Annotated in this window: 20 protein-coding genes; 10 read left to right on the top strand and 10 right to left on the bottom strand. The window is 63.4% G+C overall.

Annotated features, from left to right (window positions below):
- Positions 1–6 precede the first annotated feature (6 nt).
- The 5 genes from AC3ANW_RS17065 (at position 7) to AC3ANW_RS17045 (ending at position 6,279) form a co-directional block, all read left to right on the top strand.
- On the top strand, positions 7–327 hold the full coding sequence (locus tag AC3ANW_RS17065) for a FeoA family protein (RefSeq protein ID WP_488342035.1): 321 nt from the start codon (positions 7–9) through the stop codon (positions 325–327).
- Positions 324–2,213, top strand: coding sequence for a ferrous iron transport protein B (feoB, locus tag AC3ANW_RS17060; RefSeq protein WP_488342034.1), 1,890 nt, complete (start codon positions 324–326; stop codon positions 2,211–2,213). Before AC3ANW_RS17065 ends, feoB begins: the two co-directional genes overlap by 4 nt.
- A gap of 6 nt (positions 2,214–2,219) precedes the next feature.
- Positions 2,220–2,501: a DUF6587 family protein gene (locus AC3ANW_RS17055; protein ID WP_488342033.1), complete on the top strand. Its 282-nt coding sequence runs from the start codon at positions 2,220–2,222 to the stop codon at positions 2,499–2,501.
- A 100-nt stretch (positions 2,502–2,601) separates the two neighbouring features.
- Positions 2,602–5,061 (top strand): putative bifunctional diguanylate cyclase/phosphodiesterase, encoded by a 2,460-nt coding sequence (locus tag AC3ANW_RS17050; RefSeq protein ID WP_488342032.1) that lies wholly within the window; start codon positions 2,602–2,604, stop codon positions 5,059–5,061.
- 3 nt (positions 5,062–5,064) lie between these two features.
- Positions 5,065–6,279, top strand: coding sequence for an FAD-dependent monooxygenase (locus tag AC3ANW_RS17045; RefSeq protein WP_488342031.1), 1,215 nt, complete (start codon positions 5,065–5,067; stop codon positions 6,277–6,279).
- Here the strand turns inward: AC3ANW_RS17045 and AC3ANW_RS17040 are convergent.
- From AC3ANW_RS17040 to AC3ANW_RS17030, 3 genes are read right to left on the bottom strand one after another with little or no spacing between them, the layout of a single operon-like run.
- Entirely contained in the window at positions 6,276–7,490 is a 1,215-nt protein-coding gene (locus tag AC3ANW_RS17040; protein ID WP_488342030.1) for an MFS transporter, read from the bottom strand. The two genes, AC3ANW_RS17045 and AC3ANW_RS17040, sit on opposite strands and share 4 nt — an antisense overlap.
- Before the next feature lie 10 nt (positions 7,491–7,500).
- Complete coding sequence (locus tag AC3ANW_RS17035) at positions 7,501–9,081, bottom strand: carbamoyltransferase C-terminal domain-containing protein (RefSeq protein WP_488342029.1); 1,581 nt, start codon at positions 9,079–9,081, stop codon at positions 7,501–7,503.
- Positions 9,078–10,181: a SagB family peptide dehydrogenase gene (locus AC3ANW_RS17030; protein WP_488342028.1), complete on the bottom strand. Its 1,104-nt coding sequence runs from the start codon at positions 10,179–10,181 to the stop codon at positions 9,078–9,080. The genes AC3ANW_RS17035 and AC3ANW_RS17030 overlap by 4 nt, the downstream gene beginning before the upstream one ends.
- Before the next feature lie 397 nt (positions 10,182–10,578).
- Between AC3ANW_RS17030 and AC3ANW_RS17025 the strand changes: the two genes are divergently transcribed.
- The 3 genes from AC3ANW_RS17025 to AC3ANW_RS17015 all read left to right on the top strand — a co-directional run bounded on the left by AC3ANW_RS17025 (position 10,579) and on the right by AC3ANW_RS17015 (position 13,304).
- Positions 10,579–11,760, top strand: a complete 1,182-nt coding sequence (locus AC3ANW_RS17025; RefSeq protein WP_488345450.1) for a Y-family DNA polymerase — start codon at positions 10,579–10,581, stop codon at positions 11,758–11,760.
- A 14-nt stretch (positions 11,761–11,774) separates the two neighbouring features.
- On the top strand, positions 11,775–11,906 hold the full coding sequence (locus tag AC3ANW_RS17020) for a hypothetical protein (protein WP_488342027.1): 132 nt from the start codon (positions 11,775–11,777) through the stop codon (positions 11,904–11,906).
- 330 nt (positions 11,907–12,236) lie between these two features.
- Entirely contained in the window at positions 12,237–13,304 is a 1,068-nt protein-coding gene (locus AC3ANW_RS17015; protein ID WP_488345449.1) for a DNA topoisomerase IB, read from the top strand.
- An 18-nt stretch (positions 13,305–13,322) separates the two neighbouring features.
- Here the strand turns inward: AC3ANW_RS17015 and AC3ANW_RS17010 are convergent, their stop codons facing one another.
- The 7 genes from AC3ANW_RS17010 to AC3ANW_RS16980 form a co-directional block, all read right to left on the bottom strand.
- On the bottom strand, positions 13,323–13,988 hold the full coding sequence (locus AC3ANW_RS17010) for a hypothetical protein (RefSeq protein WP_488342026.1): 666 nt from the start codon (positions 13,986–13,988) through the stop codon (positions 13,323–13,325).
- Positions 13,985–14,344 (bottom strand): response regulator, encoded by a 360-nt coding sequence (locus AC3ANW_RS17005; RefSeq protein ID WP_488342025.1) that lies wholly within the window; start codon positions 14,342–14,344, stop codon positions 13,985–13,987. The genes AC3ANW_RS17010 and AC3ANW_RS17005 overlap by 4 nt, the downstream gene beginning before the upstream one ends.
- A 9-nt stretch (positions 14,345–14,353) precedes the next feature.
- Positions 14,354–16,573, bottom strand: coding sequence for an ATP-binding protein (locus AC3ANW_RS17000; RefSeq protein ID WP_488342024.1), 2,220 nt, complete (start codon positions 16,571–16,573; stop codon positions 14,354–14,356).
- A gap of 91 nt (positions 16,574–16,664) precedes the next feature.
- Complete coding sequence (gene queF, locus AC3ANW_RS16995) at positions 16,665–17,522, bottom strand: NADPH-dependent 7-cyano-7-deazaguanine reductase QueF (RefSeq protein ID WP_488342023.1); 858 nt, start codon at positions 17,520–17,522, stop codon at positions 16,665–16,667.
- 8 nt (positions 17,523–17,530) lie between these two features.
- Positions 17,531–18,421 carry a 2OG-Fe(II) oxygenase gene (locus AC3ANW_RS16990; RefSeq protein ID WP_488342022.1) on the bottom strand — a complete coding sequence of 297 codons (891 nt, stop codon included), beginning with the start codon at positions 18,419–18,421 and terminating at the stop codon, positions 17,531–17,533.
- Positions 18,422–18,464: 43 nt separating this feature from the next.
- On the bottom strand, positions 18,465–19,241 hold the full coding sequence (yaaA, locus tag AC3ANW_RS16985; RefSeq protein WP_488345448.1) for a peroxide stress protein YaaA: 777 nt from the start codon (positions 19,239–19,241) through the stop codon (positions 18,465–18,467).
- 150 nt (positions 19,242–19,391) lie between these two features.
- Entirely contained in the window at positions 19,392–22,673 is a 3,282-nt protein-coding gene (locus AC3ANW_RS16980; protein WP_488342021.1) for an Rne/Rng family ribonuclease, read from the bottom strand.
- Positions 22,674–23,263: 590 nt separating this feature from the next.
- Here AC3ANW_RS16980 and AC3ANW_RS16975 point away from each other — a divergent pair.
- Positions 23,264–24,277: an RluA family pseudouridine synthase gene (locus AC3ANW_RS16975; protein ID WP_488342020.1), complete on the top strand. Its 1,014-nt coding sequence runs from the start codon at positions 23,264–23,266 to the stop codon at positions 24,275–24,277.
- A 9-nt stretch (positions 24,278–24,286) separates the two neighbouring features.
- Positions 24,287–24,970: an HAD family hydrolase gene (locus AC3ANW_RS16970; protein ID WP_488342019.1), complete on the top strand. Its 684-nt coding sequence runs from the start codon at positions 24,287–24,289 to the stop codon at positions 24,968–24,970.
- Positions 24,971–24,993 lie beyond the last annotated feature (23 nt).

The raw sequence follows: 24,993 nt of genomic DNA, 5'->3' as shown, positions 1-24,993 counted from the left end.
CATCCTGTGTCCGACGTCCATATCGCCCCCGCTTCCGCTGTCCGTGTCCCGCCGCTTGCCAGCGGGGCGCTTTCCCTGAATCGACTGCCGCGCCACACGCAGGCAACAGTGCTTGAATTGCGCAGCCTGGGGCAGCCGGACGACCAGGACCGCATCCTGCGGCTCACCGAAATCGGTTTTGTGCCCGGTGAACCGGTCCGTGTCATCGCCCATGGTTTCCCGGGTGGCGAACCGATCGCGGTGCGTATCGGGCGCAGCACGTTTGCATTGCGGGCCCATGAAGCCGCCCTGGTGATGGTCACTGCCGACGGCAAGGCGGGCGCATGAACGCGGAAACCTCTTCATCCCTGCGCGTCGCCCTGCTGGGCAACCCCAACTGCGGCAAGACCGCGCTATTCAACCTGCTGACCGGCAGCCGCCAGAAGGTCGCCAACTATGCGGGCGTGACGGTCGAGCGCAAGGTCGGCCTGCTGCGCACGCCTTCGGGCCGTCGAGTAGAGGTGCTCGACCTGCCGGGCGCCTACAGCCTGAATGCCCTGTCGGCCGACGAAGCCGTCACCCGGGACATCGTCACCGGTCGCCGGCCCGGCGAGCCGCTGCCCGACCTGCTGGTGTCGGTCACCGACGCCACCAACCTGCGGCTCAACCTGAGCCTGGTGCTCGAAGCGCGCCGCCTGGGCGTGCCGATGGTGATGGCGCTGAACATGACCGACATGGCGCGCCAGCAAGGCGTGGTGGTCGACATCGAAGCGCTGTCCCGGGAGTTGGGCATGCCCGTGATCGAGACAGTCGGCGTGCGCGGCGACGGTGCCGCGCAACTGGTCGACCTGTTGTCCGACTACCACCCGGCCATCGACAACGACACCCGGGCCGGCCACCGCAAGGACTGGATCGCACCGCAACTGGAGCAGGTGCTGGACACCCAGCAGGAGGTACGTCGCATCCTTGCCGCGGCGGTGCACGAACCCGTTTCGCGGTTGGCCCGCGACGACCGCATCGACCGGCTGGTGCTGCATCCGGTGTGGGGCATGCTGATCCTGACGGTGCTGCTGTTCCTGATGTTTCAGGCGGTGTTCAGCTGGGCCGAGGTGCCCATGGGCCTGATCGAGACGGCTACCAATGGCGTCGGCGACGTCCTCAAGCAACACATGCCTGACGGCATCCTGCGCAGCCTGCTGGTCGACGGCATCATCGCCGGCGCCGGCGGCGTGCTGGTGTTCCTGCCGCAGATCCTGATCCTGTTCTTTTTCATCCTGGCGCTGGAAGATTCGGGTTACCTGCCGCGCGCGGCCTTCATGCTCGACCGGCTGATGGGCACGGTCGGCCTCTCGGGCCGGTCCTTCATTCCGCTGCTGTCGAGTTTCGCCTGCGCCATCCCGGGCGTGATGGCGGCCCGCACCATCACCAACTGGCGCGACCGGCTGGTCACGATCATGATCGCGCCGCTGATGACCTGTTCGGCGCGGCTGCCGGTGTATGCGCTGCTGATCGCGGCCTTCATCCCGTCGCGCCAGGTGGCGGGCATTTTCAATCTGCAGGGCCTGGTGCTGTTCGCGCTCTACCTGGGCGGCATCGTCTCGGCCATGGGCGTGGCCTGGATCTTCAAATGGCTGCGTGGCACCCATGCGGTGTCGCCGCTGATGATGGAATTACCTTCGTACCGCTGGCCCAACCCGCGCCAGTTGGCCATCGGCCTCTGGGAGCGGGCCCGCATCTTCCTGAAGCGGGTCGGCACCATGATCCTGGCGCTGACCGTGCTGCTGTGGTTCTTCTCGACTTTTCCCGGTCCGCCGGAAGGCGCCACCGGCCCGGCCATCCAGTACAGCCTGGCCGGCATGATCGGCCGGGCGCTCGAGGTCATCTTCGCGCCCATCGGGTTCAACTGGCAGATTTCCATCGCACTGGTTCCCGGGCTGGCCGCACGGGAGGTCGCAGTGGGTGCGCTGGGTACCGTCTATGCGATGTCGGCTACGGGCGACGACGCTGCCGCGGCGCTGGAACCGGTCATCGCCAGCACCTGGTCGACGGCCACCGCCATCTCGCTGCTGGTCTGGTATGTGTTCGCGCCCATGTGTCTTTCGACCCTTGCGACCGTGAAGCGTGAAACCAATTCCTGGCGCTACGCTCTCATCATGGCGGCCTACCTGTTCGCACTGGCCTACGGCGCCAGTTTCGTCGCATACCGCATCACCCTGGCACTGGGCGGAGGTTAACGAGTCATGTTGCAGCAATCCATCGTCGGCCTGATCGTTCTGGCCGCCTTCGCCTGGGCCGCCTGGTACTGGATGCCGGCTGCCTGGCGGCGCAAGCTGGCGGCGGCCCTGGGGCAGGGCGGACGTCGGGTGGGTCTGAAGGACGCCGGTGCGGCGCGCATCACCCGCGTCCTGGCCGATGCACCGGGTTGCACCTCTTGCGACAGCTGCGGCAGCTGTGCAACGCCCGGCCAGCCCGGCGGACCATCGACAGATGGGCGCACCGTCAAGATCGTCCCAGCCCGCTGAAAAGCTGCCCGCTACGCCGCCGGGGCGGGCCGGCGCGGCGTTAGACTGCTTCCCGCTCCGGCCTTGTCGCCGGACCCGTACCGCGCGAGGAAGCATCCGGATGAACACCCCATCAGCCGCCGACGAGGATCGCGGCTCACAGCCCGTTTCTGGCGTGCACCTGCCCGGCGCGGTGCTGTTTCGCTGGGTCGATGCTCCGTTTCCCAGGGGCCGCTTCGACTGGATCGGCGACAGCTGCCAGGCCGTGTGCGGTCTGGAGAAAGACCAGGTCATGGCCCATCCACGGGGCTTGCTCCGCCAGATCGGCGCCCTGCAGCGCCGTACGGTGCACGCCGCCATGGTCGGCCGGCAGACCATCGCCATCGAACTCCGTCAGCGCCGACCCGACGGCAGCCTGCGCCGCCTGCGGCTGCATGCCTCGCCTGTCGGTCCGGACGTCTGGGAAGGCCTGCTGGTCGATCTCGGCTGCTGCCCCCCCGAAGTGCTGGCCCGGGGCACCGGCGACGATGCCAGCCTGCTGACCGTGCTGGCCCAGCTCCATTTCGGGGTCACCCGCCTGGACCGCGAACTGCGCATCCGTTTCATCAACGACGCCCACATCCGCTGGTACGGCACCGCCAACCCCCAGGAGATGCTGGGCCGGCCGCTCAGCGATTTCATTCCACCGGAGCGTTACGCGCGCCTGCTGCCCCGGCTGATGGCGGCGCTGGACGGCCAGGCCACCTCGTTCGAGAACCGGGTCGAACGTTCGCCGGGCGACGTGCACTGGCGCTACAACGCCATGGTCCCCGAATATGCCGCCGACGGCACGGTTCAGGGTCTTCTGTCGTTCGCGGTCGACGACAGCGAGCGCCACCGTGCGACGCTGGCGCTGGCCGAAAAGCAGGCCGAACTGCGGGGTCTGTTCGAAGCCATTCCCGACATGGTTTTCTACCGGGACCGCGGCGGCATCTACCGCGCCTGCAATCATGCTTTCGAAGCCTTTTACGGCCTGACCCGCCACCAGCTGGTGGGTGCCAGCTATGCCGACCTCTACGACACCGAAACGGCAGAACGGTCGCGCCGCGAAGATCTGGTGGCCATGCGGACCGGCCAGCCTTACCGTGCCGAGGAAACCCTGCGCGGCGTCCAGCGTAGCGGGGTGTACGACATCATCAAGATGCCGGTGCACGACGCCCAGGGACTGGCCACCGGCGTGATCGGAATCGCCCGCGACGTGACCGATCGCAAGCGGGCCGAACATGAAGTCGAGCGCCTGGCTTTCTACGACTCGCTCACCGCGCTGCCCAACCGGCGTCTGCTGGTCAACCGGCTGCAGGCGGTGCTGGAAGAAGCCTGCGCCCTGCACCAGTACGGCGCGGTGCTGTTCATCGACATCGACCATTTCAAGAACCTCAACGACACGCTGGGTCATGTCGTCGGCGACCAGTTGCTGCAGCAGGTCGCCAGCCGCCTGCTCGAGCGCGCCGCACCCGGCCGCAGCACCGCGCGTTTCGGCGGCGACGAGTTCGTGGTGGTGTGCGAAAACCTCGGCGCCGACCTCATTCCGGCAGTAACCGAGGCCGAACGCATCGCCGCCGACCTGCTGGAACAACTGCGCATGCCTTTCGCCATCGGCGAGCGGCAGCACCATGCCAGCGGCAGCATCGGCGTGGCCATTTTCGGGGGCGAACAGATCCTGCCGCCCGACGAACTGCTGAAACGCGCCGACCTGGCGGTGCACCAGGCCAAGGCCGCAGGACGCAACACCGTGCGTTTCTTCGATCCCGCCATGCAGGCCCGCCTCAAGGCGCGGTCGGTGATGGAGGTCGAATTGCGCGCAGGCCTGGGCCGTGCAGAGTTGCGGCTGCACTACCAGCCGGTGGTCGACACCAACCGCCGCATCCTGGGTGCGGAAGCGCTGGTGCGCTGGTGCCATCCCGTGCGCGGCATGGTGCCGCCGCTGGAATTCATCGATCTGGCCGAAGAGACCGGCCTCATCCTGCCGCTCGGCGAGTGGGTGCTGCGCACCGCCTGCCTGCAGTTGGTGACCTGGAGCCGACGTGCGGTCACCCGCAATCTCAACATTGCGGTCAATGTGAGCGCACGGCAGTTTCGCCATCCCGACTTCATCGACCAGGTCGAGGCCGTGCTGGACGAAACCGGTGCCAACGCTTCGCGGCTCAAATTCGAGCTCACCGAGTCCCTGCTGTTCCACGACGTCGAAGACATCCTCGGCAAGATGGCACGCCTGCGGCAGCGCGGCGTGGGTTTCTCGCTGGACGACTTCGGCACCGGATATTCGTCGCTGGGTTACCTCAAGAGCCTGCCGCTGGACCAGTTGAAGATCGACCAGTCCTTCGTACGCGAAGTGCTCAGTGACCCGAGCGACGCGGCCATCGTGCGCACCACCCTGACCTTGGCGCTGAGCCTCGGCCTGGACGTCATCGCCGAGGGCGTGGAGACCGAAGGGCAGTTCGATTTCCTGCGCCGCCACGGCTGCAGTTCCTTCCAGGGCTACCTTTTCGGCCGGCCGCTGCCCATCGCCGAAATGGAGCAGCAACAAGGCCTGCTCGACTGACCGATGCCGATTGCCTTTGCGCGTGAAATGCTGGTGGCCGGAGGCGGCATCGGCGGCCTGGCTACCGCGCTGGCCTGCAACCGGGCCGGCTGGCGTGCCCGGGTGTTCGAGCGGACGCCGGCCTTCTCGGAAGTCGGTGCCGGGCTGCAGCTGGGACCGAATGCCACCCGTGTCCTGCAGCAGTGGGGGCTGTCGGACGCCTTGCGGGATACCGCGTTCTTCCCGGAGTGGATCAGCATCCGCCATGCGAGCAACGACCGGCAGCTGACCCGCATGCCGCTGGGCGACGACATCGCCGGCCGCTACGGCGCACCCTATGCAACCCTGCACCGCGCCGATCTGCACGGTTTGCTGCTGGACGCGGTTCGGCAGACCGGAGAGACAGTGCTGCACCTCGGCAGCGAAGCCGGCCCGGCGGAGATCGACGGCGGCGTGGTGGGCCTGACCGGCAGGCGCGAAAACGATCGCAGCGTGACATCCGAAGGCGATGCGCTGGTGGTGGCCGACGGCTTGTGGAGCGTGTTGCGCCAACAGGTCGAACCGAACGCAGGCCCGCCGCGCCCGACCGGCCATTTCGCCTGGCGCACGCTGATCGACAGGGCCACGCTCGGTGTCGCGCAGAACGCCGCATGCGCGGGAGTCAACGTCTGGATGGGAGTGCGGCTGCATGTGGTGGCCTACCCGGTGCGCCGTGGGGAACTGCTGAATCTGGTGGTGCTGGCGGAAGGCCGGCCAGGAACGAGTGGCAACGGTGATGCCGAGGACTGGAATGCCGAAGCATCGCCGGCCGAAGTCACCCAGGTGCTGGCCGGCTGCAGCCCGCAACTGCAGGCTCTGGCCGAAGCCGCGCCCCAATGGCGCCGCTGGATGATGCACGACCGTTCGCCGGTCACCGGACCCGACGCCCTGGCCCGCGGCCGGGTGGCCCTGCTGGGCGATGCCGCTCATCCGATGCTGCCTTATCTCGCACAAGGCGCCGCCATGGCGCTGGAAGATGCCGCCGAACTGCAGCGCACTTTGGGCATGGATATCGACGACGTGCGTGCCAGCCTGGCCCGTTATGCCCTGCATCGCTGGCAGCGGGTGGCACAGGTGCAGGCCAGGGCGAGGCGGCAGTCGGACATCTTCCATGCGACCGGGCCGGTGAAATGGGGTCGGGACGCGGCGCTGGTTCTGCTGGGCCGCAGGTTGCTGGATCAGCGGTGGTTGTGGGGCTAAAGCCTGCGACGACTGAAAAACGTCATCGCAATCATCAGCAGCCCTGCGACACATGTTGCTGCCACGAAAGGCGCGACTCGACCGTGTTGGTTAATAAGCAGTGCGCCTATGCTCGGCCCTGCTACTACCGCTGCCAGTTGGAGGCTGCGCAGCGATGTGCTGACCCGGCCAAGCAGTTCAGGCGGGCAGAGATTTTGAAATGTCAGGCTGGCGCCAATAACAAACAGCTCATAACCGAATCCATTGACAAACCATATTGCGCATAATATGGGTTGACTTGTCGGCTGTGGGCCCTGGGTTATTATTAATGTCGTTATGAATACCGAAATAAAAAAAATGATCGCGCCGCTCTTTACCAGCATTGCCGCAGGCTTCGCCTTTTGTATGATTTTTACCATCGAGGCGGCTGCCATGGCCCCCGCAGCAGTAGCTGATAAGACCAGCGCAAAATCTGCGGCTTGCAAGCCAATTGATTCCAGATATGCCGCAACATGAGAATCATATATTGCTAGCGTTAATGAAAGGCCGATACCAAGCGTCATGCTGAAAATCAACGGTGCAGGGAGGGTTTGAAACGCGCTCCAACCTTTCACCAACCCTTGAAATAATCCTGAAAAGGTATGTACGTTATTTTTTGACGGCAAAGTCAGCTGACGGAGTACTCCGGGTAATAAAAGCAAAGTAAGAAGTGTCATCGCAGCTGATATCAGAAAAACCTTCTGGGCAGATATCCCCAGCGTCAAAGTTCCTGCCACGACGGGTGCCGCGACCTTGCTCAGTTGGTCCCCTAGACTTAGGCTCGAAAAATAGGACAATCTGCGCGGCTCCAGTATTGCCATATTGGTGATCAGGGCAGACGATGGCCAATAAACGAGATTTGCAACCCCCTTTGCCATTACTAAAGCAGCAAACAGTTCAAATCGGGGGGTGAACGCGATCATCAACGTCAACGCCGCCCTCAAGGCAACGCCGATAACCATTAGTTTTCGAGGATCGCTTTTGTCTAGGAAGGCGCCAAATATCGGGCCCAGGAACAACGATGGCAGTCCAAAAAGTGCAGCCAACAGCGCAATCTGCGAGGGACTTGAATTCCAGAGAAAAGACGGAATTGAAAATATAAGAAAAATATCCAGCCACTGTGTGAATCCAGCAATTATTTGGATAAATAGCAATCTGGATGTGATTGCCGGTATCTTTATCGTGTGGTCCATCTAAACGAATTCAGATGTTCTTGAGAAAAAATCTGTCATTAAAGACAAACCCGTCCAGGTCGTGCTGGCGTGAGAAATTCAGTAAATCACTGAGTTTATTCAAAAATCCATAACCATTATAATTCAATGATGTATTGCAGAGTACCGCGACGCCCCTTGCTTTCTGGAATGCGACAAGCAATGTGTGTAATTCAAGGTTTTGTTCGCTGCTGATTGACTGCGGCCTTGCCGAGCCGTCAACATGGGTAACTGCAGGAATGTCCGCCGAAACAACTTTCCTAAACTCCAGCATGTATGGACTTGGAGTGGACGGTTCAAAATAATGTTGCATTTCTTCGATTAAACAAAGTGGCGCGATCGGCCGAAAAGCCTCTCTTCGTTTTAAAGCATTTAATCGGTCTAACATTGTTCGAGATGTCGGACATGCCAAAATAGAACGGGCGCCCAGCGCTCGAGGACCTATTTCGTATCGGCCTCGCATCCATCCGATAATTTTGCCCTCGGCTAAGGCCTGCGCTACCTTTTCTGCTTCGTACACGCTTTCGGTAAATCCTGTGATCGTCACCAAGTCATCTTGCGGATATTCGCCTGCATAAGGTGTCCATTCAATTTTCGCAATGCCGGACAGCGCCCATTGCGCATCTGCTGCTGTTCCAATGGCAGACCCGCTGTCGTTTGTACAAGGGGGTATAAAAACACCTGAAAAAATACCGCTGTCGATCCAACGAGAGTTCCAGTCGCAATTTAATCCACACCCTCCTGAAATTATAAGAGGAATTTTTTGCTGGACATGTTTCCTGACATTTTCTTCAAAGAATGAATAAATTTTATCGGACAGTAATTTGGCTATTCCCGCAAAATCTTGGCTATCAATTCCACAGTTGTGAAAACGGCTCTCGCTGAACAATCTTTTGTCGAGTTCGCTGATGTTAATTTCCGAGTCAAGAATCCTGGCCACAAGCGCATGTCCGTCTTCGCAAACCGGTTCTGTTGACGCATAACTGCAAATTGCCATGAGTTTGCCTGCGTCGCCCAAGCGTACTTGACCAAACCGGAGGTTGAAGGTTGGATCCGCTAAACCATAAAGAAATGCGTAGCGGATCCCAGGGAACGGTAGTATGTCACCCAGTTTCTTGATTTTAACATTCTCGTCGATGAAGTATATTGCGCCAATATGTCCCTCCCATACAAGTGCGTAGCATGGTTCTCCCTGTGGGAATGGCGACATGGCATAGGCACACAAAATATGAGAGCGTTCATGCGTTGAAGAAAATTGGATTCTACCGTTGACGTAGGGATTGTTAATATTGGATAAAGAGCCTGGCGCAACGCCGAAATAGCCGCTGCCAATGTCTCGACCTGTTGGCTGGTTGCCTGCGCTCCAGCCACTGTAAGCTAACACGTCAGGCATTCTTGGTAGCTGTTGAAACGCTTTTATGGTTGTGGCTTCATTGATTTCACTGTATCTATGCTGATTATCTTTCTCCGCTTCAATGCAAAATTGAAGTTTTCCGGATTCCAGCCATGCAAATGCTCCGTCGTGGCCTGGCTTTATGCCAAGAATGCCGAGGTTTTTCAATGTTGCCTTCATGGCTCTTGCCTCGGAAAATTCGTAAGTGCGCGTGTTTCACGGTCATATGAACTGCCAGTTCCCGAACCTCCGCCGACTAAGAGTATCGGGAATTCGACGTCTGGCGTGCATTGGAGCAAGTCAGTTAGTTCATTGTCATGAAAATAGCCAGTCAACCAAGGGTGTAAACCGTAAGCCGTGATTCCTAAACATAAGGTTTGTGACAAGTGTCCAATGTCCATCAGCATAGGCCGATATGCACGAGAATGTGGGTATTTCCACCACATTTTGTCAAAACGTGCGGTCATAATGACTGCGAACGCCATGTCGTTGGCCCAGTCTTGATGGCAAAGATATACGCCGAGCGGCGATGGGGGGAGATTTTTCTGTACTATTTCAAGTTGGTGGCGGCTGGAAAGGTAATGGTAAATTCCCGGAGGTAACCCGTCGATCTTCAGGGCCCACAGGTAAGGCTCTGCAGCCTGTAAGCCTCCTGCGGAGGGTGAGGTACGACGATAACCATAATATTGCATATTCGGCGGTGGGTTTTTTTCAATGACTTTCTGATCGCCAAATGTGCAAAAGAGCAGGTCTGCCAGGGTCTGGAGCGGTACCGACCCGCCATCAAAGTCACGGCAGGTTCTGCGCAGTTTTAAAACATCCCAGAACGGTGTGGCGAGCAAGGTATCCACACATGGTGGAGGTAGGGGTATGACTTCTCCGCCTTTCACGATTTCCGGATCTGGTGCCTCTGCCTTGATAGATTCACAAAATTCGGCGTAGCTGCGAGCATATTCAGATGAGGTTTCGGCCATGTCCCCATCTTCAATTCCTAAGGGGTGCGATGTTCCATGGTGAAATATATGTCCTAGCCAGTCCCATTTCCAGTTTTCCATATTGGATGGTGAGACAAGTACACCGGATTCCATGAGCTCAGAATCAATTTTTGTTTTTTTGGGTGCGAGGGGGCTTGAAAAATCTATCAGCCGATCGAGATGTTCTTTGCTGATTTCAAACTGTTTATGCTGCTTGTAATCCCAAAAAATAAGCTTTCCATTTTGGATGCGCAGAAAATGGTTAGGTTGAAATACCTGCAATTTTTTATTGGAACGCCTAGGCATGGGCTGGCTCCTGTTGGATCGGACGAACATGTCGCCCGATCGTGTTGGTCAAGCAGGTTAGTTGACGCGGCTGATGTAGTTTGGCATTTTATAAGCGTCGTTAGATTGGCACTTCAGGGTGGATTCAATTTGAACGTGTTTCATATGGATTGCTTGGTTGGTTGGTTGTGCCGTCAAACCGTTTAACGGCGAATAAATATTAAGTCTGCCAAATTGCATGAATGGTGATCTTTAATCACAAAGATGTTGGCAATTGATTTTGTAAAATGTAAATAGATAGCTGCGTCGATGGGTCCGCCCAACGCCGAAAAGCCCTCACCGCGCCAATTTGCATCGCAGCGTCTATCCTCAACGCGTGTCTTTCCCGCCCCACCAGCGCCGCATTGCCCACCTCGACATGGACGCCTTCTTCGCGTCTGTCGAACTGCTTCGTTATCCGCAGCTCAAAGGCTTGCCGGTGGTGATCGGCGGTGGCCGGCGGCCTGCGGACGGCGCGCTCGTCGACCCGCCGGACGGGCGCTCGCTGGCCGACATCCCGATCGCCGACTTCCCCATCCTGCGCGACTATGTCGGTCGTGGCGTGGCCACCACCGCGACCTACGCCGCACGGCAGTTCGGCGTCGGCTCCGCACTGGGTTTGATGAAGGCGGCAAAGCTGTGTCCGCAGGCGATCCTGCTGCCGGTCGACTTCGAGCGGGTGCGGCATTTCTCGCGCACCTTCAAGGGCGTCATCACCGACATCGCGCCGGTGATGGAGGACCGGGGGATAGACGAGGTGTATATCGACTTCACCGATGTCCCGGGCGGGCAGCGCGAGGGTGGCCGGGTACTGGCGCGGCTGATCCAGCGGCAGATCTTCGAGGCCACCGGGCTGACGTGTTCGGTCGGCGTGGCACCCAACAAATTGCTGGCCAAGATGGCCAGCGAGTTCGAGAAACCCAACGGTATTTCCATCGTCCACGCTTCCGATCTGCAGGAGCGCATATGGCCCTTGCCCGCTCGCAAGATCAACGGCATCGGACCCAAGGCGGATGCGAAGCTGGAACTGCACGGGATCCGCACCATCGGCGAACTGGCTGCGCAACAGCCGCAATGGCTGGTCGCCAACTTCGGCCGGTCCACCGGCGCCTGGATGCATGAGGTGTCCTGGGGACGCGACGACCGGCCGGTGGTGACCGAAAGCGAACCGGTGTCGATGAGCCGCGAAACCACGTTCGAGCGCGACCTGCATGCGGTGCGCGACAGGGCCGAACTGGGCCGCATCTTCACCACGCTTTGCGAGAAGGTGGCGGACGATCTGCAGCGCAAGGGTTGGCGCACCAAGACCGTCGGCATCAAGCTGCGTTATGACGATTTCCGGATCGCCACCCGCGATCAGACGGTTGAGGTGGCGGTGGACGACGCGGTGCAGATCCGCCGGCTGGCGGGGCTGTGTCTGAAACGCGTGCCACTGGAGCGCAAGCTGCGTTTGCTGGGGGTGCGGGCCGGCTCCCTGGTGCGCGCGGATGCGGCGGATCCGGTTGTTGCGGAAGCACCGTCGACGGCAGAGGCGGCATCGGGCCAGACGCCGTTGTTCTAGCCGTCCTCGGCGGGATGTCTTCCGACGACGCCACTGCTTTTTCCGCCGGCCAGCGCGACACGCTGCTGCTGCTGCTGCTGCTGCTGCTGCTGCTGGGGACCCACCGGCCACCTTCGGTCGGGTCGATGCACCCTGGCGAGTTCTGAAGATCGAAGATCGAAGGTTTGCCCGCCCGCGCAGCGTTGCTCGTGGCGGTGCTGGCTCCGGGCGACGGCACGGCGTCTGGCAGACGCGCCATGCCTCGCGACATGGCCCTGGGGTTCGGTGGCCGGTGCCATCCGGAACCTTTGGCGGGCGGCAGGGCGGTGGTGCGCTGGACGAACTGGTCTTCACCGACCGCTGGCCGGCTGCCTGACGCTTCGGCTGGCGTCCTACAAGCGGCCGACGATCGGCGCGATACACCGATGGCTACCTATCGACCCCACGGATTTTTCATCTTGCAAGCGCCTACCACCGATGTCCCGCCGCCGGCCGCCATGCCGGGGGGCCTGCTGTATGTCAGCCCGCTGATGCCGGGCTTTTCGCGGGTGCAGCGCGGCAAACGTTTCCTGTACCGGCGGGAGGACGGTTCTGCGATCCAGGACGAAAGCGAGATCGAACGGATCAACCATCTGGCGATCCCGCCCGCTTACACCGATGTCTGGATCTGCCCGCTGCCCAACGGTCATCTGCAGGCGACCGGGCTCGACGCCCGGGGACGGCGCCAATACCGTTATCACCCGGACTGGCGGCTGCAACGGGATGTGGGCAAGTTCGAACGCATCGAGGCTTTCGGCAAGGCGCTGCCGCGAATCAGGGCGCGTGTTTCGCGCGATCTGAAGCCCGGACGGGGACAGCCTTTGTCGCGTCCGGTGCTGCTGGCGACGCTGGTGCGTTTGCTGGACACGACCTATCTGCGAGTAGGCAACGAGGAATACGCCGAGACCAACGGATCCTACGGCCTGACGACGCTGCGCACGCCGCATGCCGGCGTGCGGGGCAGCGTGTTGACCCTGAAGTTCCGCGGCAAGAGCGGCGTGCTGCAGCAAGTGAAACTTGACGATCCGCAGGTGGCACGGGTCGTGCGCAGTTGCCAGCAACTGCCGGGCCAGGAACTGTTCCATTACGAGGACGAGGCGGGCGAAATCCGCCGTCTGGGTTCGAGCGACGTCAACGACTACCTGCGCGACGCAGCCGGTGAGGACTTCACCGCCAAGGACTTCCGTACCTGGCACGGCACGGTGCAGGCGCTGGAGCTGACACGGCTGGCCTGTGGCGGCACCGGCGAAACCGCCTATAGCGCGAAGGCGGTGCTGACCGAGGTGGCCCGACAATTGGGCAACACGCCGGCGGTCTGCAAGAAGTCTTATGTGCATCCCGCCGTGTTGCAGGTGGGCGCAACCCTGGCCAAGGGCGCCGAGACGGAACTGCTGGGCTTCTGGCAGAAGGTGACCGGCAAACAGAAGACGCCGCGCCGGCTCCATGCGGCGGAACATCGGTTGCTGGGGTTTCTTCGGGAACACCGTAAGAGCTTGCGCCGGGTGGTGCGCCGCAAGGCCGGTTGAGCCCGGCCGAAAGACTGTCTATTGCTCGGCGGGAAGGCCGAGCGTCACGAAGCCGTCGCCCATGGTGACGGGCCACTGCAGGTCGTCGGCCAGCCACTGCAGGGCCTGTGCGTCGATCTTCATCTGCCGTTGCGCGGGCTGATGGTCGCCGGGCAGCGTGGGCGCCATCGCTTCCGCGCGAGCGGTGAGCGAATCGCCCTGTGTCGACAGCGTGATGCGGCTGGGGCCGTTACTGCTGTCCTGCAGGTGGCTGAGTACACCCAGCACCATGAACAGGGCGCGGGCGGGCTGCAGCGGCGTCCAGCTCGTGGGCGCGGTGATGTCGGACGTCTCCAGCACAACGCCGTTCAGGTCCAGCATGGGCCGCGCCAGGTGCAGGGTGGCGAGAAGGGCCGGGCTGGGCGACACGCGGTCGGTGCTTTCGACATCCCAGCGCGCCAGAGTGCGGATGGACACCAGCAGTTCGTTGAGCTGTTCGTCGGTCTGCTCCATGCGTTTCAGGCACATGGCGGCATCGACCGGCGTGGCAGCGAGGTAGCGTTTCAGCACTGCGTTGCCCATGCGGGCCACCGACAACGGTCCGGCCATGTCGTGGCGCAGTGCGGGCAGGACCCGCATAAAGAGTTCGTGGCGTACGCCGGCGGCCAGCCAGGCTGCGCTGGTGTGGGTGCTGATGCCGCTCATGATCGGGCTGCCACGCCGGCCAATATGCGTTCGAGTTTTTCGAAGTCGACCGGCTTTTGCAGGAAGTGGTCGAAGACGGCCATTTCGTCGCTGCCGTCCGAAGCCAGGCCGGTCACGGCGATGACCATCGGGCGAGGCTGGGTGATTTCGACCAGTTGGCGGGCCAGATCGGTGCCGTGCATGTCCGGCAAGGTGAGATCGACCAGGTAGACGTTGGCTGCTTCGGCGCGGGCGGCGTCGAGGGCCTGCTGGCCGGTGAAGGCACAACGCACGGCGTAATCCTGCATTTCCAGGAGTTCCTGGAACAGCTCGGCCGCTTCGCGGTTGTCGTCGACGATAAGGATGTTGAGTGTCACGAGAAGACCTTAAACGCTGTGTCGGGACGGCAGGAACACCCGGAAGACGACCTGCGGTTCCTCGAAAGAATAATCGATGCGACCACCGTGCCCCTGCACGATCTGGTGAGCGATGTAGAGACCCAGCCCGAGGCCCGAACGATTGCGTTCGTTGCCCAGTGACTGGCGCTTGAAAGGGTTGAAGAGCGTGGCGGCCAGCGGTTCTGGAATGGCGGTGCCTACGTTGCGCACCTGCAGTTCGACGCCATCGTCGCCCGCCGCCCGCAGCAGCACCGAAACCGGCTCGCCCGGGGCGCCATGGTGGCGCGCGTTGCCGATCAGGTTGGTGATGACCTGAGCCATGCGGTCGGCGTCGATATCGGCCATGAGTTCAGGGTCGAGATGGGGGCTGAACGATACGCCGGGTTGCGCGATGGAAGCCTCTTCGAGCAGGTCGGTGATCAATGGCGCCAGCAGCGTCGGCTGGAATTGCAGGCCCAGGCCCAGGCCGCCCTGCAGACGCGACATGTCGAGCACCTGGCTTACCAGCCGCTGCATGCGGCTGCTGGAAGACTGGATGCGCTGGCCGATACGACCGGTTTGTTGTTCGGCCCCTTTTTCGAGAACCCGTGCAGCCATGCTGATGGAGTGCAGCGGGTCGCGCAGGTCGTGGCCCAGCACGGCCAGCAACTGGTTGCGGGCGCGGTGCAGTTCACCCACCCGGGCCGAGGTGGCGCGCGCCATCTCGTCGAGCATCTGCCGGGCGATGGACACGCAGGTCGCATCCCAGGCCTCGGCGGTGCCGTGCACCGTTTCGCGCCACAGTGCAAACGAGCCGCGCGGGGTGAGGCGCGGGCCGTTGGGGCCGTGGGTGTAGTTTTTCTCGGGGCGGCCACCCCAGTTGATCGTCTCGACCTGTTCCTTGCGCAACAGCAGAAGCCAGCCGTCACCCGCCGGGTCGAAACAGAGGGCCAGCACGCCGCACCAGATGTCGAGCAGGGGATGCAGATAGCCCGGAAACTGATCGACGGCGTCAAAGGTGACCAGCGGCTCGGCCCGGTCTTCGCGCAAGGCCAGCCAGCGCACCAGGGCACGGGCCGTTTCAACCGGCAGCTCCCCTTCGACGCCGAGCTTGTTGCCTTCGGCAATGACCACCGCATGCGCATCGAATACCTGGGCCAGCATCGGCGCATGGGGTTTGAGGGCCTGCACCGGATCGTCGGCATGCAGGAGGTCTTCGACCATGCGTGCGCGCAGCGTGGTCGCGGCCTCGGCCCGTTGGCCGTGGCTGCGGGTGAGGAGCGTCTGCACGTTGGCGGCAAGGATCTGCGCGATGACGTCACAGGCCATGCGCACCGAATACGGCACCTGCCGAGGCGCCATGTGGTGGCAGGCGATCATTCCCCACAGCCGGCCCTGGACCACGATGGAAACACTCATGGAAGCGCCCACGCCCATGTTGCGGAGGTATTCGATGTGGATCGGCGATACCGAGCGCAGCACTGCATGGCTCATGTCGAGCGGCGGCGAGCCGGCCTCGCCGTCGACGGCCACGCTGGCCGAGCCGATGTCGCTGATCATGCGCAGCGTGTTGACCACATAAAGGCGGCGCGCCTGGGCGGGAATGTCGCCAGCGGGATAACGCCTGCCGATGAAGGGTTCCAGGCGTTCATCGACCGATTCGGCCACCACCTCGCCGCTGTCGTCCGGCCTGAATCGATAAGCCATCACGCGGTCGAAACCTGTCAGCTGGCGAATGTCTTCGGTGGCCATCGACAGCAGGCTGTCGATGGAGCGCTGGCGCTTGAGCCGGTCCATGGCGCGGTGCGCCTTTAGCGCGAAACTGGTCAGTTCGTCTGCCGGCTGCACACGCCGCTCGAATTCGGCCACCAGCAGTGCACCGGCCTGGTGGAGGATCAGGTCGTATTCGTCACCCTGCAGGCTGATTTCGCCCGAAAGGGGAAGGATGGCTTCCCCTGCGTCTGGCGCGAAGGCATCGTCGAGCAGGTTGTGGATGTCGGCGCAGGCGTGCAGGTGGGAGTGGGCGAGCGCTTCACCCAATGCCGGCAGGCTGCCCAGCAGATGGATGGCATTGGTGCTGGCGTAACGCAGACGGCGCTGCGCGTCGAAGGCCAGCAGCAAACCGTGCGACTGGATGGCCCCCGGAATATGGATGGGCTCGCGGTCGCAGCTCTCCAGTGTGACGTTGGGCAGTGGTGCCGCGGGTTGCAACGGGGACAGATCAGCCATTAACCAGCCAGTGTATCAGCGGCATCGCCAGCGGCGGCATGTCAAAAGACACGTCTGCCACCGAGGTTTCGGGCATTGCCGCGAACACCGTTTATTGACGCGCCGTGCGTGTGTTGCCCGGCAGCGCCTGGGGATGGCTGGTGCGCAAGGGATTGATGTCGAGGCCGCCGCGGCGTGTGTAGCGCGCCAGCACGGCCAGCTTGACCGGCCTGCAGCGGGTCCAGATGTCCATGAAGATGCGCTCGACGCATTGCTCGTGGAATTCGTTGTGATTGCGAAAGCTCACCAGGTATTGAAGCAGGCCTTCCTGTTCGATCTGCGGGCCGCTGTAGCTGATCTGAACGCTGCCCCAGTCGGGTTGGCTGGTGACCAGACAGTTGCTCTTCAGCAGGTGGCTGACCAGGGTTTCGGTCACCGGCGCCTGGTCGAACGCGGCGGCCAGCAGTTCGGGGGCTGGTGTGTAGCGGTCGCATTCGATGTCGAGGCGGTCGAGGCTCAGGCCTTCCAGCGGCTGAATGCGTTCGCGGCCGAACTCTTCGGGCAGCACCAGGCGTACGCCGATGGTCGACGGATGTTCGGCACCGCGCCATACCGCTTCCGACACATCGGTGCGGATGCGGCTGCGCACTTCGTCGGCGCTTTCGAAACGGCTGTCGTTGAAGCTGTTCAGGTAGAGCTTGAAAGACTTGCTTTCGACGATGTTGGGTGTTTCACAAGGCACGGTGATGTGGGCGATGGCCACCTGCGGCTTGCCGCGCAGGTTGAGCCAGCTGACCTCGAACGCGGTCCACAGGTCGGCGCCGAAAAACGGAGGAGCGCCATCGATGCCGATCTCGGCCCGTTTGCCGGCGCGTGGCAGCGGATAGAGCAGGGCGGGGTCGTACTGCGTGGCGTAGGGAGTGGCCTTGCCCAGCAAGGATTGCTCGGCGGTGTTGGGGGTCGATGTCATGGATTCGTTCAATGGAATTCGCCTTCGCGGAGCCACTTGGTGGCGATCCACTTTTCGCCCTCGATCACCGGCGCGCCGCCGTGCAGCGTGCGGGTGGCCGGGTGCGGGCGGTCGTAGCTGAAGAACACTGCGTTGCCGCGTTTGGGTGCCACGATCAGGTTGATGTCCGGGAAGGTGGTGCCGCCGCCGCGCTGCGGCTCGTTGAGGTAGATCACCAGCGTGGCGACCCGCTGGCCGCCGCGCTTGAGAATGCTGGGCGTGCCGGGTTCGTCGGGGTCGAAGTAGTCGTAATGCGGCTTGTATTCGGCGCCCGGGCGGTAATGCAGCACCTGCAGGCCTTCGCCGTTCAGCACCGGCCATTGCACCAGCTGGGCTATGCGGCGTTCCAGGGCCTGGACCACCGGCGTTTCGCCGCGTGCGAAGAACATGCCGTCGCTGGTGCGATCGGCATTGACTTCCTCGCCGCCGGTTTTGATGGACACGGTGAGCGAGCGTTTCATGCGCGGCTCGGCTTCGGCGATGAGTTCGTCGCATTCGGCGTCCGACAGCAGGTTGCCGAACACCACCACCCGCGGCGAAGTGATGACCTGCAGTACATGCACCTGCCGATCACCGACGTCGATATAGAGCGGCGAATCGTCGATGGCCGGGGCCGGAACCGTGACGCCGGCGGGCATGGCGGACGCGTTTGACGACGCTGCCGGAATGGCATGTGCCGCGGCGAGATGGCTGCGCAGGGTGGACTCCATCGCCTGCGCGGCGGTTTCTTCCTGCCAGCCGGCGTCGACCATGGACTGCAGGATGACCGGCGCGGCAAAACCGGCCTCGGCCTGGGCAACGATCCATTGCCGCAGCTCTGGAGTGATGGCCTGTGTGGGTTGGGCGGAATCAGTCGTCATCGTCAGCTCTGAAGTCGGAATTGCCGAAAGGGGCGAAGGAGTATCAGACCGTCTTGCGACGGAACACGAGGCGGTCGGGTGCGGAAGCGGCCGCATCGAAACCATAGCCTTCCAGTGTGAAGCCCTTCAACTGATCTGGTGTTTGCAAGCGTTGCTCGATGGCATGGCGCGCCATCAGGCCGCGTGCGCGTTTGGCGTGGAAACTGATGATTTTGTAGACACCGGACTTCCATTCCTGGAACACGCATTCGACTACCCGCGCCTTCAGCACCCGCGTGTCGACGGCCTTGAAATATTCTTGAGAGGCCAGGTTGATCACCACCGGCGTGCGGTCGGCGCGCAGCTGGCCGTTGAGGTGTTCGCTCAGCTGGCTGCCCCAGAAACGATAGAGGTCGGAGCCGGCGTCGGTCGCCAGCCGGGTGCCCATTTCAAGGCGGTAAGGCTGCAACCGGTCGAGCGGCCGCAACACGCCGTAAAGGCCCGAAAGAATGGCGATGTGCGCCTGCGCCCAGTCCAGGTCTTCGGCTGAAAGTGATTTGGCGTCCAGGCCTTCGTACACATCGCCGTTGAACGCCAGCACGGCCTGCTTGGAATTCTTGTCGGTGAAACGCGGCGACCAGGCCTGGTAACGCGCCACGTTCAGCGCCGCCAGCGGATCGGACAGCGACATCAGCGATGCGATCTGCTGCGGCGACTGCTGCCGCAGCACCTCGATCAGTTGGCGTGACTGCGGCACGAACTGCGGCGTGGTGGCGGGCAGGTCGGCAGGGGCCGGCGTTTCGTAGTCGAGCGACTTGGCGGGGGAGAGCAGGAACAGCATCGCGGTCGAAGGCAGCAGGAGGATGGGAGCCCGGCGCTGCATGGAAGCGGTGCCGGAAATGAAAAACGCCCGCCGGTCAGGCGGGCGTCCGGATGGACCGCATTGTCGCCGCCACGACAGCCGATGTGCCGTCGCGGGGCTTGTGGCGCATCAGCCTTGCGTCTGTCCGGAAGCTTGCTCGAAGGGCAGCTTCATGTCGGCCAGGTCGCGGCGGGTTTCGACCAGCACCAGCGGACCGTCGTCCAGCACCACGGCCGGTGCGCGCTCGCGCGGCACCCGGACCGGCTGGGGCTCGGCGGCCATCACCGCTTGCGCGGCGGCGATCTTGCCGGCATCGGAGTTGACCCACTGCAGGCCGCTGCTTTCGGCGATCTTCACCAGATCGGCGATGGGCAGCACGAACGCCGCCGGCGCCGCCGGGGCTGCCACGATAGCAACCGGCGCGGGGTCGATCACAGGCGTCGCAACGACTGCGACAGGCGCTGCCACCGGGGCCGGGGCCGGAGCCTCGAATACCGGCGCTGCTTGCGTCACTGCCGCTGCAGCCACCGGTTCCGGAGCCGCCACCGGAGCGCTGTACGCGACCGGCGCTGCGGCGACCGGTGCCACGGCGCTTTCCTGGGGCAATGCCTCTGCACTGACCAAAGGCGCTTCCTGGCGTGCCGGACGCTCGCTGCGTTCGCCACGCTCGGCGCGGTCACCACGCTCACCGCGTTCACGGCGGGCACGCGGCGGACGGGCGTTTGCATCGTCTGCCTGCGGTGCGGGGGCCGGGTCGACGATGTTGTCGGTGCCGTTCAGTACGGTTTCCGCCGGAGCGGGAGGCGCGCGGAAGGCGTCGAAGATGCCGCCCTGCGACGGCGCGGCGTGCTCGGCGGCGTCGGCCACCGGAGCTTCCGAACCGTCGGCCTGGGCACGGTCACCACGCTCCGGACGATCACCACGTTCACGACGCTCGCGGCCGTAGCGGTCACGCGAACGGCGGGGACGGTCACCGTCCTGCGCCGGCGCGGAGGGTGGCGCACCTTCGTTCTGACCGTCGATGACCTGCACCGGAGCATTCGCGCCTTCGGTCAGGTTGTCTTCGGCCGGAGCCTGGTTGTCCGCACCGGTTTCGGTGCGAGGGCCGCGCGAACCACGTCCTCGGCCACGGCCGCCTTCGTTGCGTTCGCCACGTTCACGGCGCGGAGCTTCGTCGCGACGCGGCTCTTCGGAGACCAGCGCTGCATCGGCGCCGACGGCACCCAGTGCGGCGGCGTCGATCACGGCTTCGGGTGCCGGTGCCAGGCGTTCGCCGTCACGCGGGCCACGGCCGTTCAGGCGACCCGGTTCACGCGGCGGACGATCGCCACGCGGTGCGCGGGTTTCACCGCGTTCGTTGCGGTCGCCACGGTCGTTGCGTTCGGGGCGCTCGGCGCGTTCGCCGCGGCCCTCGGTACCGCGTTCACCGCGGGCTTCGTTGGGACGACCTTCGCCACGGCCTTCCGGACGGCCCTCGGTGCGGCCTTCGCCGCCACGGCCCTCGCGACGACCGCCGCGGCCTTCGCCACGGCCATCACGAGCTTCACCGCGGCCCTCGCCCCGACTGTCGCCACGGCCGTCACGACGGCTGCCGCCACGGTTGCCACGGCGCTCGTCGCTGGCAGGTGCCGGTGCGGCCACCGGTGCGGCGACCGGAGCTGGAGCCGGTGCGGGATCGGCGGCGAAGAGACTCTTCAGCCAGCCCCAGAAGCCGACTTCGACTGCTGGCGCGGCGGGTGCCGCCGCCGGCGCAGGCGCAGGCACGGGTGCGGCAGCCGGTGCCGGGCGTGCCGCGGCCTGAGGTGCCGGTGCATCGGGCAGCACGCCCTTGATGACAGGCGTCTGGCGGTTGGTCGGCTCTTGCGAGCGGCGGGTGATGGCGGTCGGGTCCTCGACCACTTCGGCCAGCGAATAGCTGGCTTCGATGTTGTCGAGGCGCGGGTCGTCGTGCTTCAGGCGCTCCAGCTTGTAATGCGGCGTGTCGAGCGACTTGTTGGGCACCAGCATCACGTTGACGCGCTGCTTCAGTTCGATCTTGGTGATTTCGTTGCGCTTTTCGTTCAGCAGGAAGGACGCGACCTCGACCGGAACCTGTACATGCACGGCTGCGGTGTTGTCCTTCATGGACTCTTCCTGAATGATCCGCAGCGTCTGCAGGGCGGAGCTTTCGGTGTCGCGGATGTGACCGGCGCCGCCGCAACGCGGGCAGGGGATGGACGAACCTTCGGACAGTGCCGGCTTGAGGCGCTGGCGGCTCATTTCCATCAGGCCGAACTTGCTGATGGTGCCGAACTGCACACGTGCACGATCCTGGCGCAAGGCGTCGCGCAGGCGGTTTTCGACCTCCCGACGGTTCTTGCTCTCGTCCATGTCGATGAAGTCGATGACGATCAGGCCGCCCAGGTCGCGCAGGCGCATCTGGCGGGCCACTTCGTCGGCGGCTTCGAGGTTGGTGCGGGTGGCGGTCTCTTCGATGTCGCTGCCCTTGATGGCGCGCGCCGAGTTGACGTCGATGGACACCAGTGCTTCGGTGTGATCGATGACGATGGCGCCGCCGGAGGGCAGCTGCACGGTGCGTGCGTAGGCCGATTCGATCTGGTGTTCGATCTGGAAGCGGCTGAACAGCGCCGCGTCGTCGCGGTAGCGCTTCACGCGGCCGGCATGCTCGGGCATGACGTGCGCCATGAACTGGTGCGCCTGCTCGTAGATGTCGTCGGTGTCGATCAGGATGTCGCCGATGTCGTGATTGAAGTAGTCACGGATGGCGCGGATGACGAGGCTGGATTCCTGGTAGATCAGGAACGCGCCCTTGGCACCCTTGGAGGCGCCGTCGACTGCCGTCCAGAGCTTGAGCAGGTAGTTCAGGTCCCACTGCAGTTCGGGCGCGCTGCGACCGATGCCGGCGGTGCGGGCGATGATGGACATGCCGTTGGGATATTCCAACTGGTCCATGTTCTCCTTGAGCTCCGCCCGGTCTTCGCCCTCGATGCGGCGCGATACGCCACCGCCGCGCGGGTTGTTGGGCATCAGCACCACGTACCGGCCGGCGAGGCTGATGAAAGTGGTGAGGGCGGCACCCTTGTTGCCGCGTTCTTCCTTCTCGACCTGCACCAGCAGTTCCTGGCCTTCACGGATCACTTCGTTGATGCGTGCCTGGCCTGCAGGGACACCGGGGGCGAAGTACTGGCGGGAGATTTCCTTGAACGGCAGGAAGCCGTGGCGGTCTTCGCCGTAATCGACGAAACAGGCTTCGAGCGAAGGCTCGACCCGCGTGACGACGGCTTTGTAGATGTTGCCCTTGCGCTGTTCGCGCCCTTCGATTTCGATCTCGTAGTCGAGCAGTTTCTGCCCGTCGACGATGGCCAGGCGGCGTTCTTCCGGCTGCGTGGCATTGATCAACATCCGCTTCATGAGGCGTACCTTTTTTCGTATCAGTGGTCACCGGTACGACGCGCCTGAAATGGCGGCGCCGTTGCCGTACCGGAAGACCGGAACATGCCCTGGATGGGCCAACGATGCCGAGCAGACGCCTGAAACGAACGGGGAATAGCCGTGAAACCGCGGCGACCGGAAGCTTTTCAGCCGGGTCGACGGGGTGGGGGCTCGTGGATGGGTGCGAGGGGCGGACGCTGCAGCGATGGAGCGGCAGGGTGGGCGCCTTCGGCCCACACGACGGTCGGGGCAGATGCAGTCGCACCCGCGGGCAGCGGCATCAGCCAGCGCCAGAGGGAGGAAAGCAATGCCATCAACACGGGGGAAATCTCGCTAGATCCGCCGGCCGGCAGCGGCCGAATGGGGCGCGACGCGGGCCGGTTGGTATTCCGGTTCGGGTGTTTCAAGGAGTCGGCTCGCCCGGCGGGTCTGCGGAGGGATGCGTGAGGTGTCAGTGGAAACCCTGGCAATCGATTCCGGCAGAGCCGCAAGTAGCATCGACCTGCCGTGTGCCTTGTCGTGGTGACTGGACTAAACTCCAGGGAAATCAACCACTTACGGCGCACACGGTGAAAGACATTATAGGGGGCAAAAACGCAGCGGCGGCACCCAACGCGAAAATCGTGACAGTCGATGAAGAGTCTTCCGGACAGCGCCTGGACAATTTTCTGATGCGGCACCTGAAAGGTGTGCCCAAGACCCATGTCTACCGGATCATCCGCAGCGGTGAGGTGCGGGTGAACAAAGGCCGGGCTGCGGCTGATACACGTGTCCAGTCGGGTGACGCCATCCGGCTGCCGCCGGTGCGCACATCGCCCGAACCCACCGACGATGCGATCCGCGCCGTGCCGCCGCGCGAATTTCAGGCTCTGTACGAAGACGACTTTCTGCTGGCGATCGACAAGCCCGCAGGCACGGCGGTGCATGGCGGCAGCGGCGTCAGTTTCGGTGTCATCGAACAGCTGCGCCGTGCACGGCCGGAAGCGCGGTTTCTCGAACTGGTGCATCGGCTGGACCGGGATACGTCCGGCATCCTGCTGGTGGCCAAGAAACGTTCGGCGCTGACGAAACTGCAGGACCAGTTCCGTGAGCGTGCCACCGACAAGACCTACTTGGCCCTGGTCGGCGGCACGTGGCCGGCACGGCGAAAGGTGCTGGACCAGCCCTTGCGCAAATACCTGCTGCCCGACGGCGAGCGGCGTGTGAAGGTGACGACGGCTGACGACCCCGACGCGATGCGCGCACTCACGCTGGTCAAGGTGCGTTCTACCGCGCCGCCGCGCCAGGAAAAAGGCCTGCCCGCCATGAGCCTGCTGGAAGTGACGATCAAAACCGGCCGTACCCATCAGATCCGGGTGCACCTGTCGGCCGGCGGCCATGCTATTGCGGGAGATGACAAATACGGGGACTTCGAGCTGAACCACCGGCTGCAGAAGGCCGGGCTGGGCCGCATGTTCCTGCATGCCTGGCGCCTGCAGTTCGATCATCCGTCGACCGGCGAGCGGATTGCACTGCAAGCCGAACTGCCGACGGAGCTGGCGGCATGGGAGCCGTCATCGAATACGCCGCCGCGGGTTTTATAGTCGAGGCACATGTCTCTCCTCGATTCTCCTGCTTCTCCTCCGCTGCGTTTCGATCTCATCGCCTTTGATTGGGACGGCACGCTCTACGACTCGACCGGCATCATCGTGCGCTGCATACAGGCAGCGGTGAGAGATGTCGGCGGCACGGTGCCCGACGACCGCGCGGCCGCTTATGTCATCGGCATGAGCCTGGGGCAGGCGCTGGCGCATGCGGCGCCGGATGTCCCTGCCGAGCGGTATCCGCAACTTGGCGAGCGATATCGCCACCATTACCGCAAGCATCACGACGACCTGAGCCTGTTCGAAGGCGTGCTGCCCTTGCTGGTGGCGCTGAAGCAGCGAGGCCATCTGCTGGCGGTGGCCACCGGCAAAAGCCGGCGTGGGCTGGACGAAGCGCTGGAATCGGTGGAATTGCGCGGCGTCTTCGATGCGTCGCGCACCGCCGACGAAACCGCCGGGAAGCCCGACCCGCTGATGCTCAACGAACTGGCTGCCGACCTCGGCGTGCCGCACCCGCGCATCCTGATGATCGGCGACACCACCCACGACCTGCTGATGGCGAAAAACGCGGGTTGCGCCAGCGTCGGGGTCAGCTACGGCGCCCATACGCCGGAGGCATTCGGTGCGCTCGGGCCTCTGCATGTGGCGCACTCGGTCGCCGACCTGACCGCCTGGCTGGCCGTCAACGGCTGATCGAAACCAGGGCGCGGCGCGTA

It is taken from the genome of Xylophilus sp. PBN-3R (genome assembly GCF_057747805.1).
The sequence above is the reverse complement of the archived record's forward strand: the minus strand, read 5'-3'. Positions and strand labels throughout refer to the sequence as shown.

Bases quoted from the DNA above. Each gene is read 5' to 3' on its own strand.
- feoB (WP_488342034.1), top strand. From the start codon at position 324: ATGAACGCGGAAACCTCTTCATCCCTGCGCGTCGCCCTGCTGGGCAAC.
- queF (WP_488342023.1), bottom strand. From the start codon at position 17,522: ATGACATCGACCCCCAACACCGCCGAGCAATCCTTGCTGGGCAAGGCC.
- AC3ANW_RS17000 (WP_488342024.1), bottom strand. From the start codon at position 16,573: ATGGCTGATCTGTCCCCGTTGCAACCCGCGGCACCACTGCCCAACGTC.
- AC3ANW_RS16990 (WP_488342022.1), bottom strand. From the start codon at position 18,421: ATGACGACTGATTCCGCCCAACCCACACAGGCCATCACTCCAGAGCTG.
- AC3ANW_RS17040 (WP_488342030.1), bottom strand. From the start codon at position 7,490: ATGGACCACACGATAAAGATACCGGCAATCACATCCAGATTGCTATTT.
- AC3ANW_RS17035 (WP_488342029.1), bottom strand. From the start codon at position 9,081: ATGAAGGCAACATTGAAAAACCTCGGCATTCTTGGCATAAAGCCAGGC.
- AC3ANW_RS17030 (WP_488342028.1), bottom strand. From the start codon at position 10,181: ATGCCTAGGCGTTCCAATAAAAAATTGCAGGTATTTCAACCTAACCAT.
- AC3ANW_RS17010 (WP_488342026.1), bottom strand. From the start codon at position 13,988: ATGAGCGGCATCAGCACCCACACCAGCGCAGCCTGGCTGGCCGCCGGC.
- AC3ANW_RS17020 (WP_488342027.1), top strand. From the start codon at position 11,775: ATGTCTTCCGACGACGCCACTGCTTTTTCCGCCGGCCAGCGCGACACG.
- AC3ANW_RS17055 (WP_488342033.1), top strand. From the start codon at position 2,220: ATGTTGCAGCAATCCATCGTCGGCCTGATCGTTCTGGCCGCCTTCGCC.
- AC3ANW_RS17015 (WP_488345449.1), top strand. From the start codon at position 12,237: ATGCCGGGGGGCCTGCTGTATGTCAGCCCGCTGATGCCGGGCTTTTCG.
- AC3ANW_RS17045 (WP_488342031.1), top strand. From the start codon at position 5,065: ATGCCGATTGCCTTTGCGCGTGAAATGCTGGTGGCCGGAGGCGGCATC.
- AC3ANW_RS17025 (WP_488345450.1), top strand. From the start codon at position 10,579: ATGGACGCCTTCTTCGCGTCTGTCGAACTGCTTCGTTATCCGCAGCTC.
- AC3ANW_RS17050 (WP_488342032.1), top strand. From the start codon at position 2,602: ATGAACACCCCATCAGCCGCCGACGAGGATCGCGGCTCACAGCCCGTT.
- yaaA (WP_488345448.1), bottom strand. From the start codon at position 19,241: ATGCTGTTCCTGCTCTCCCCCGCCAAGTCGCTCGACTACGAAACGCCG.
- AC3ANW_RS16980 (WP_488342021.1), bottom strand. From the start codon at position 22,673: ATGAAGCGGATGTTGATCAATGCCACGCAGCCGGAAGAACGCCGCCTG.
- AC3ANW_RS16970 (WP_488342019.1), top strand. From the start codon at position 24,287: ATGTCTCTCCTCGATTCTCCTGCTTCTCCTCCGCTGCGTTTCGATCTC.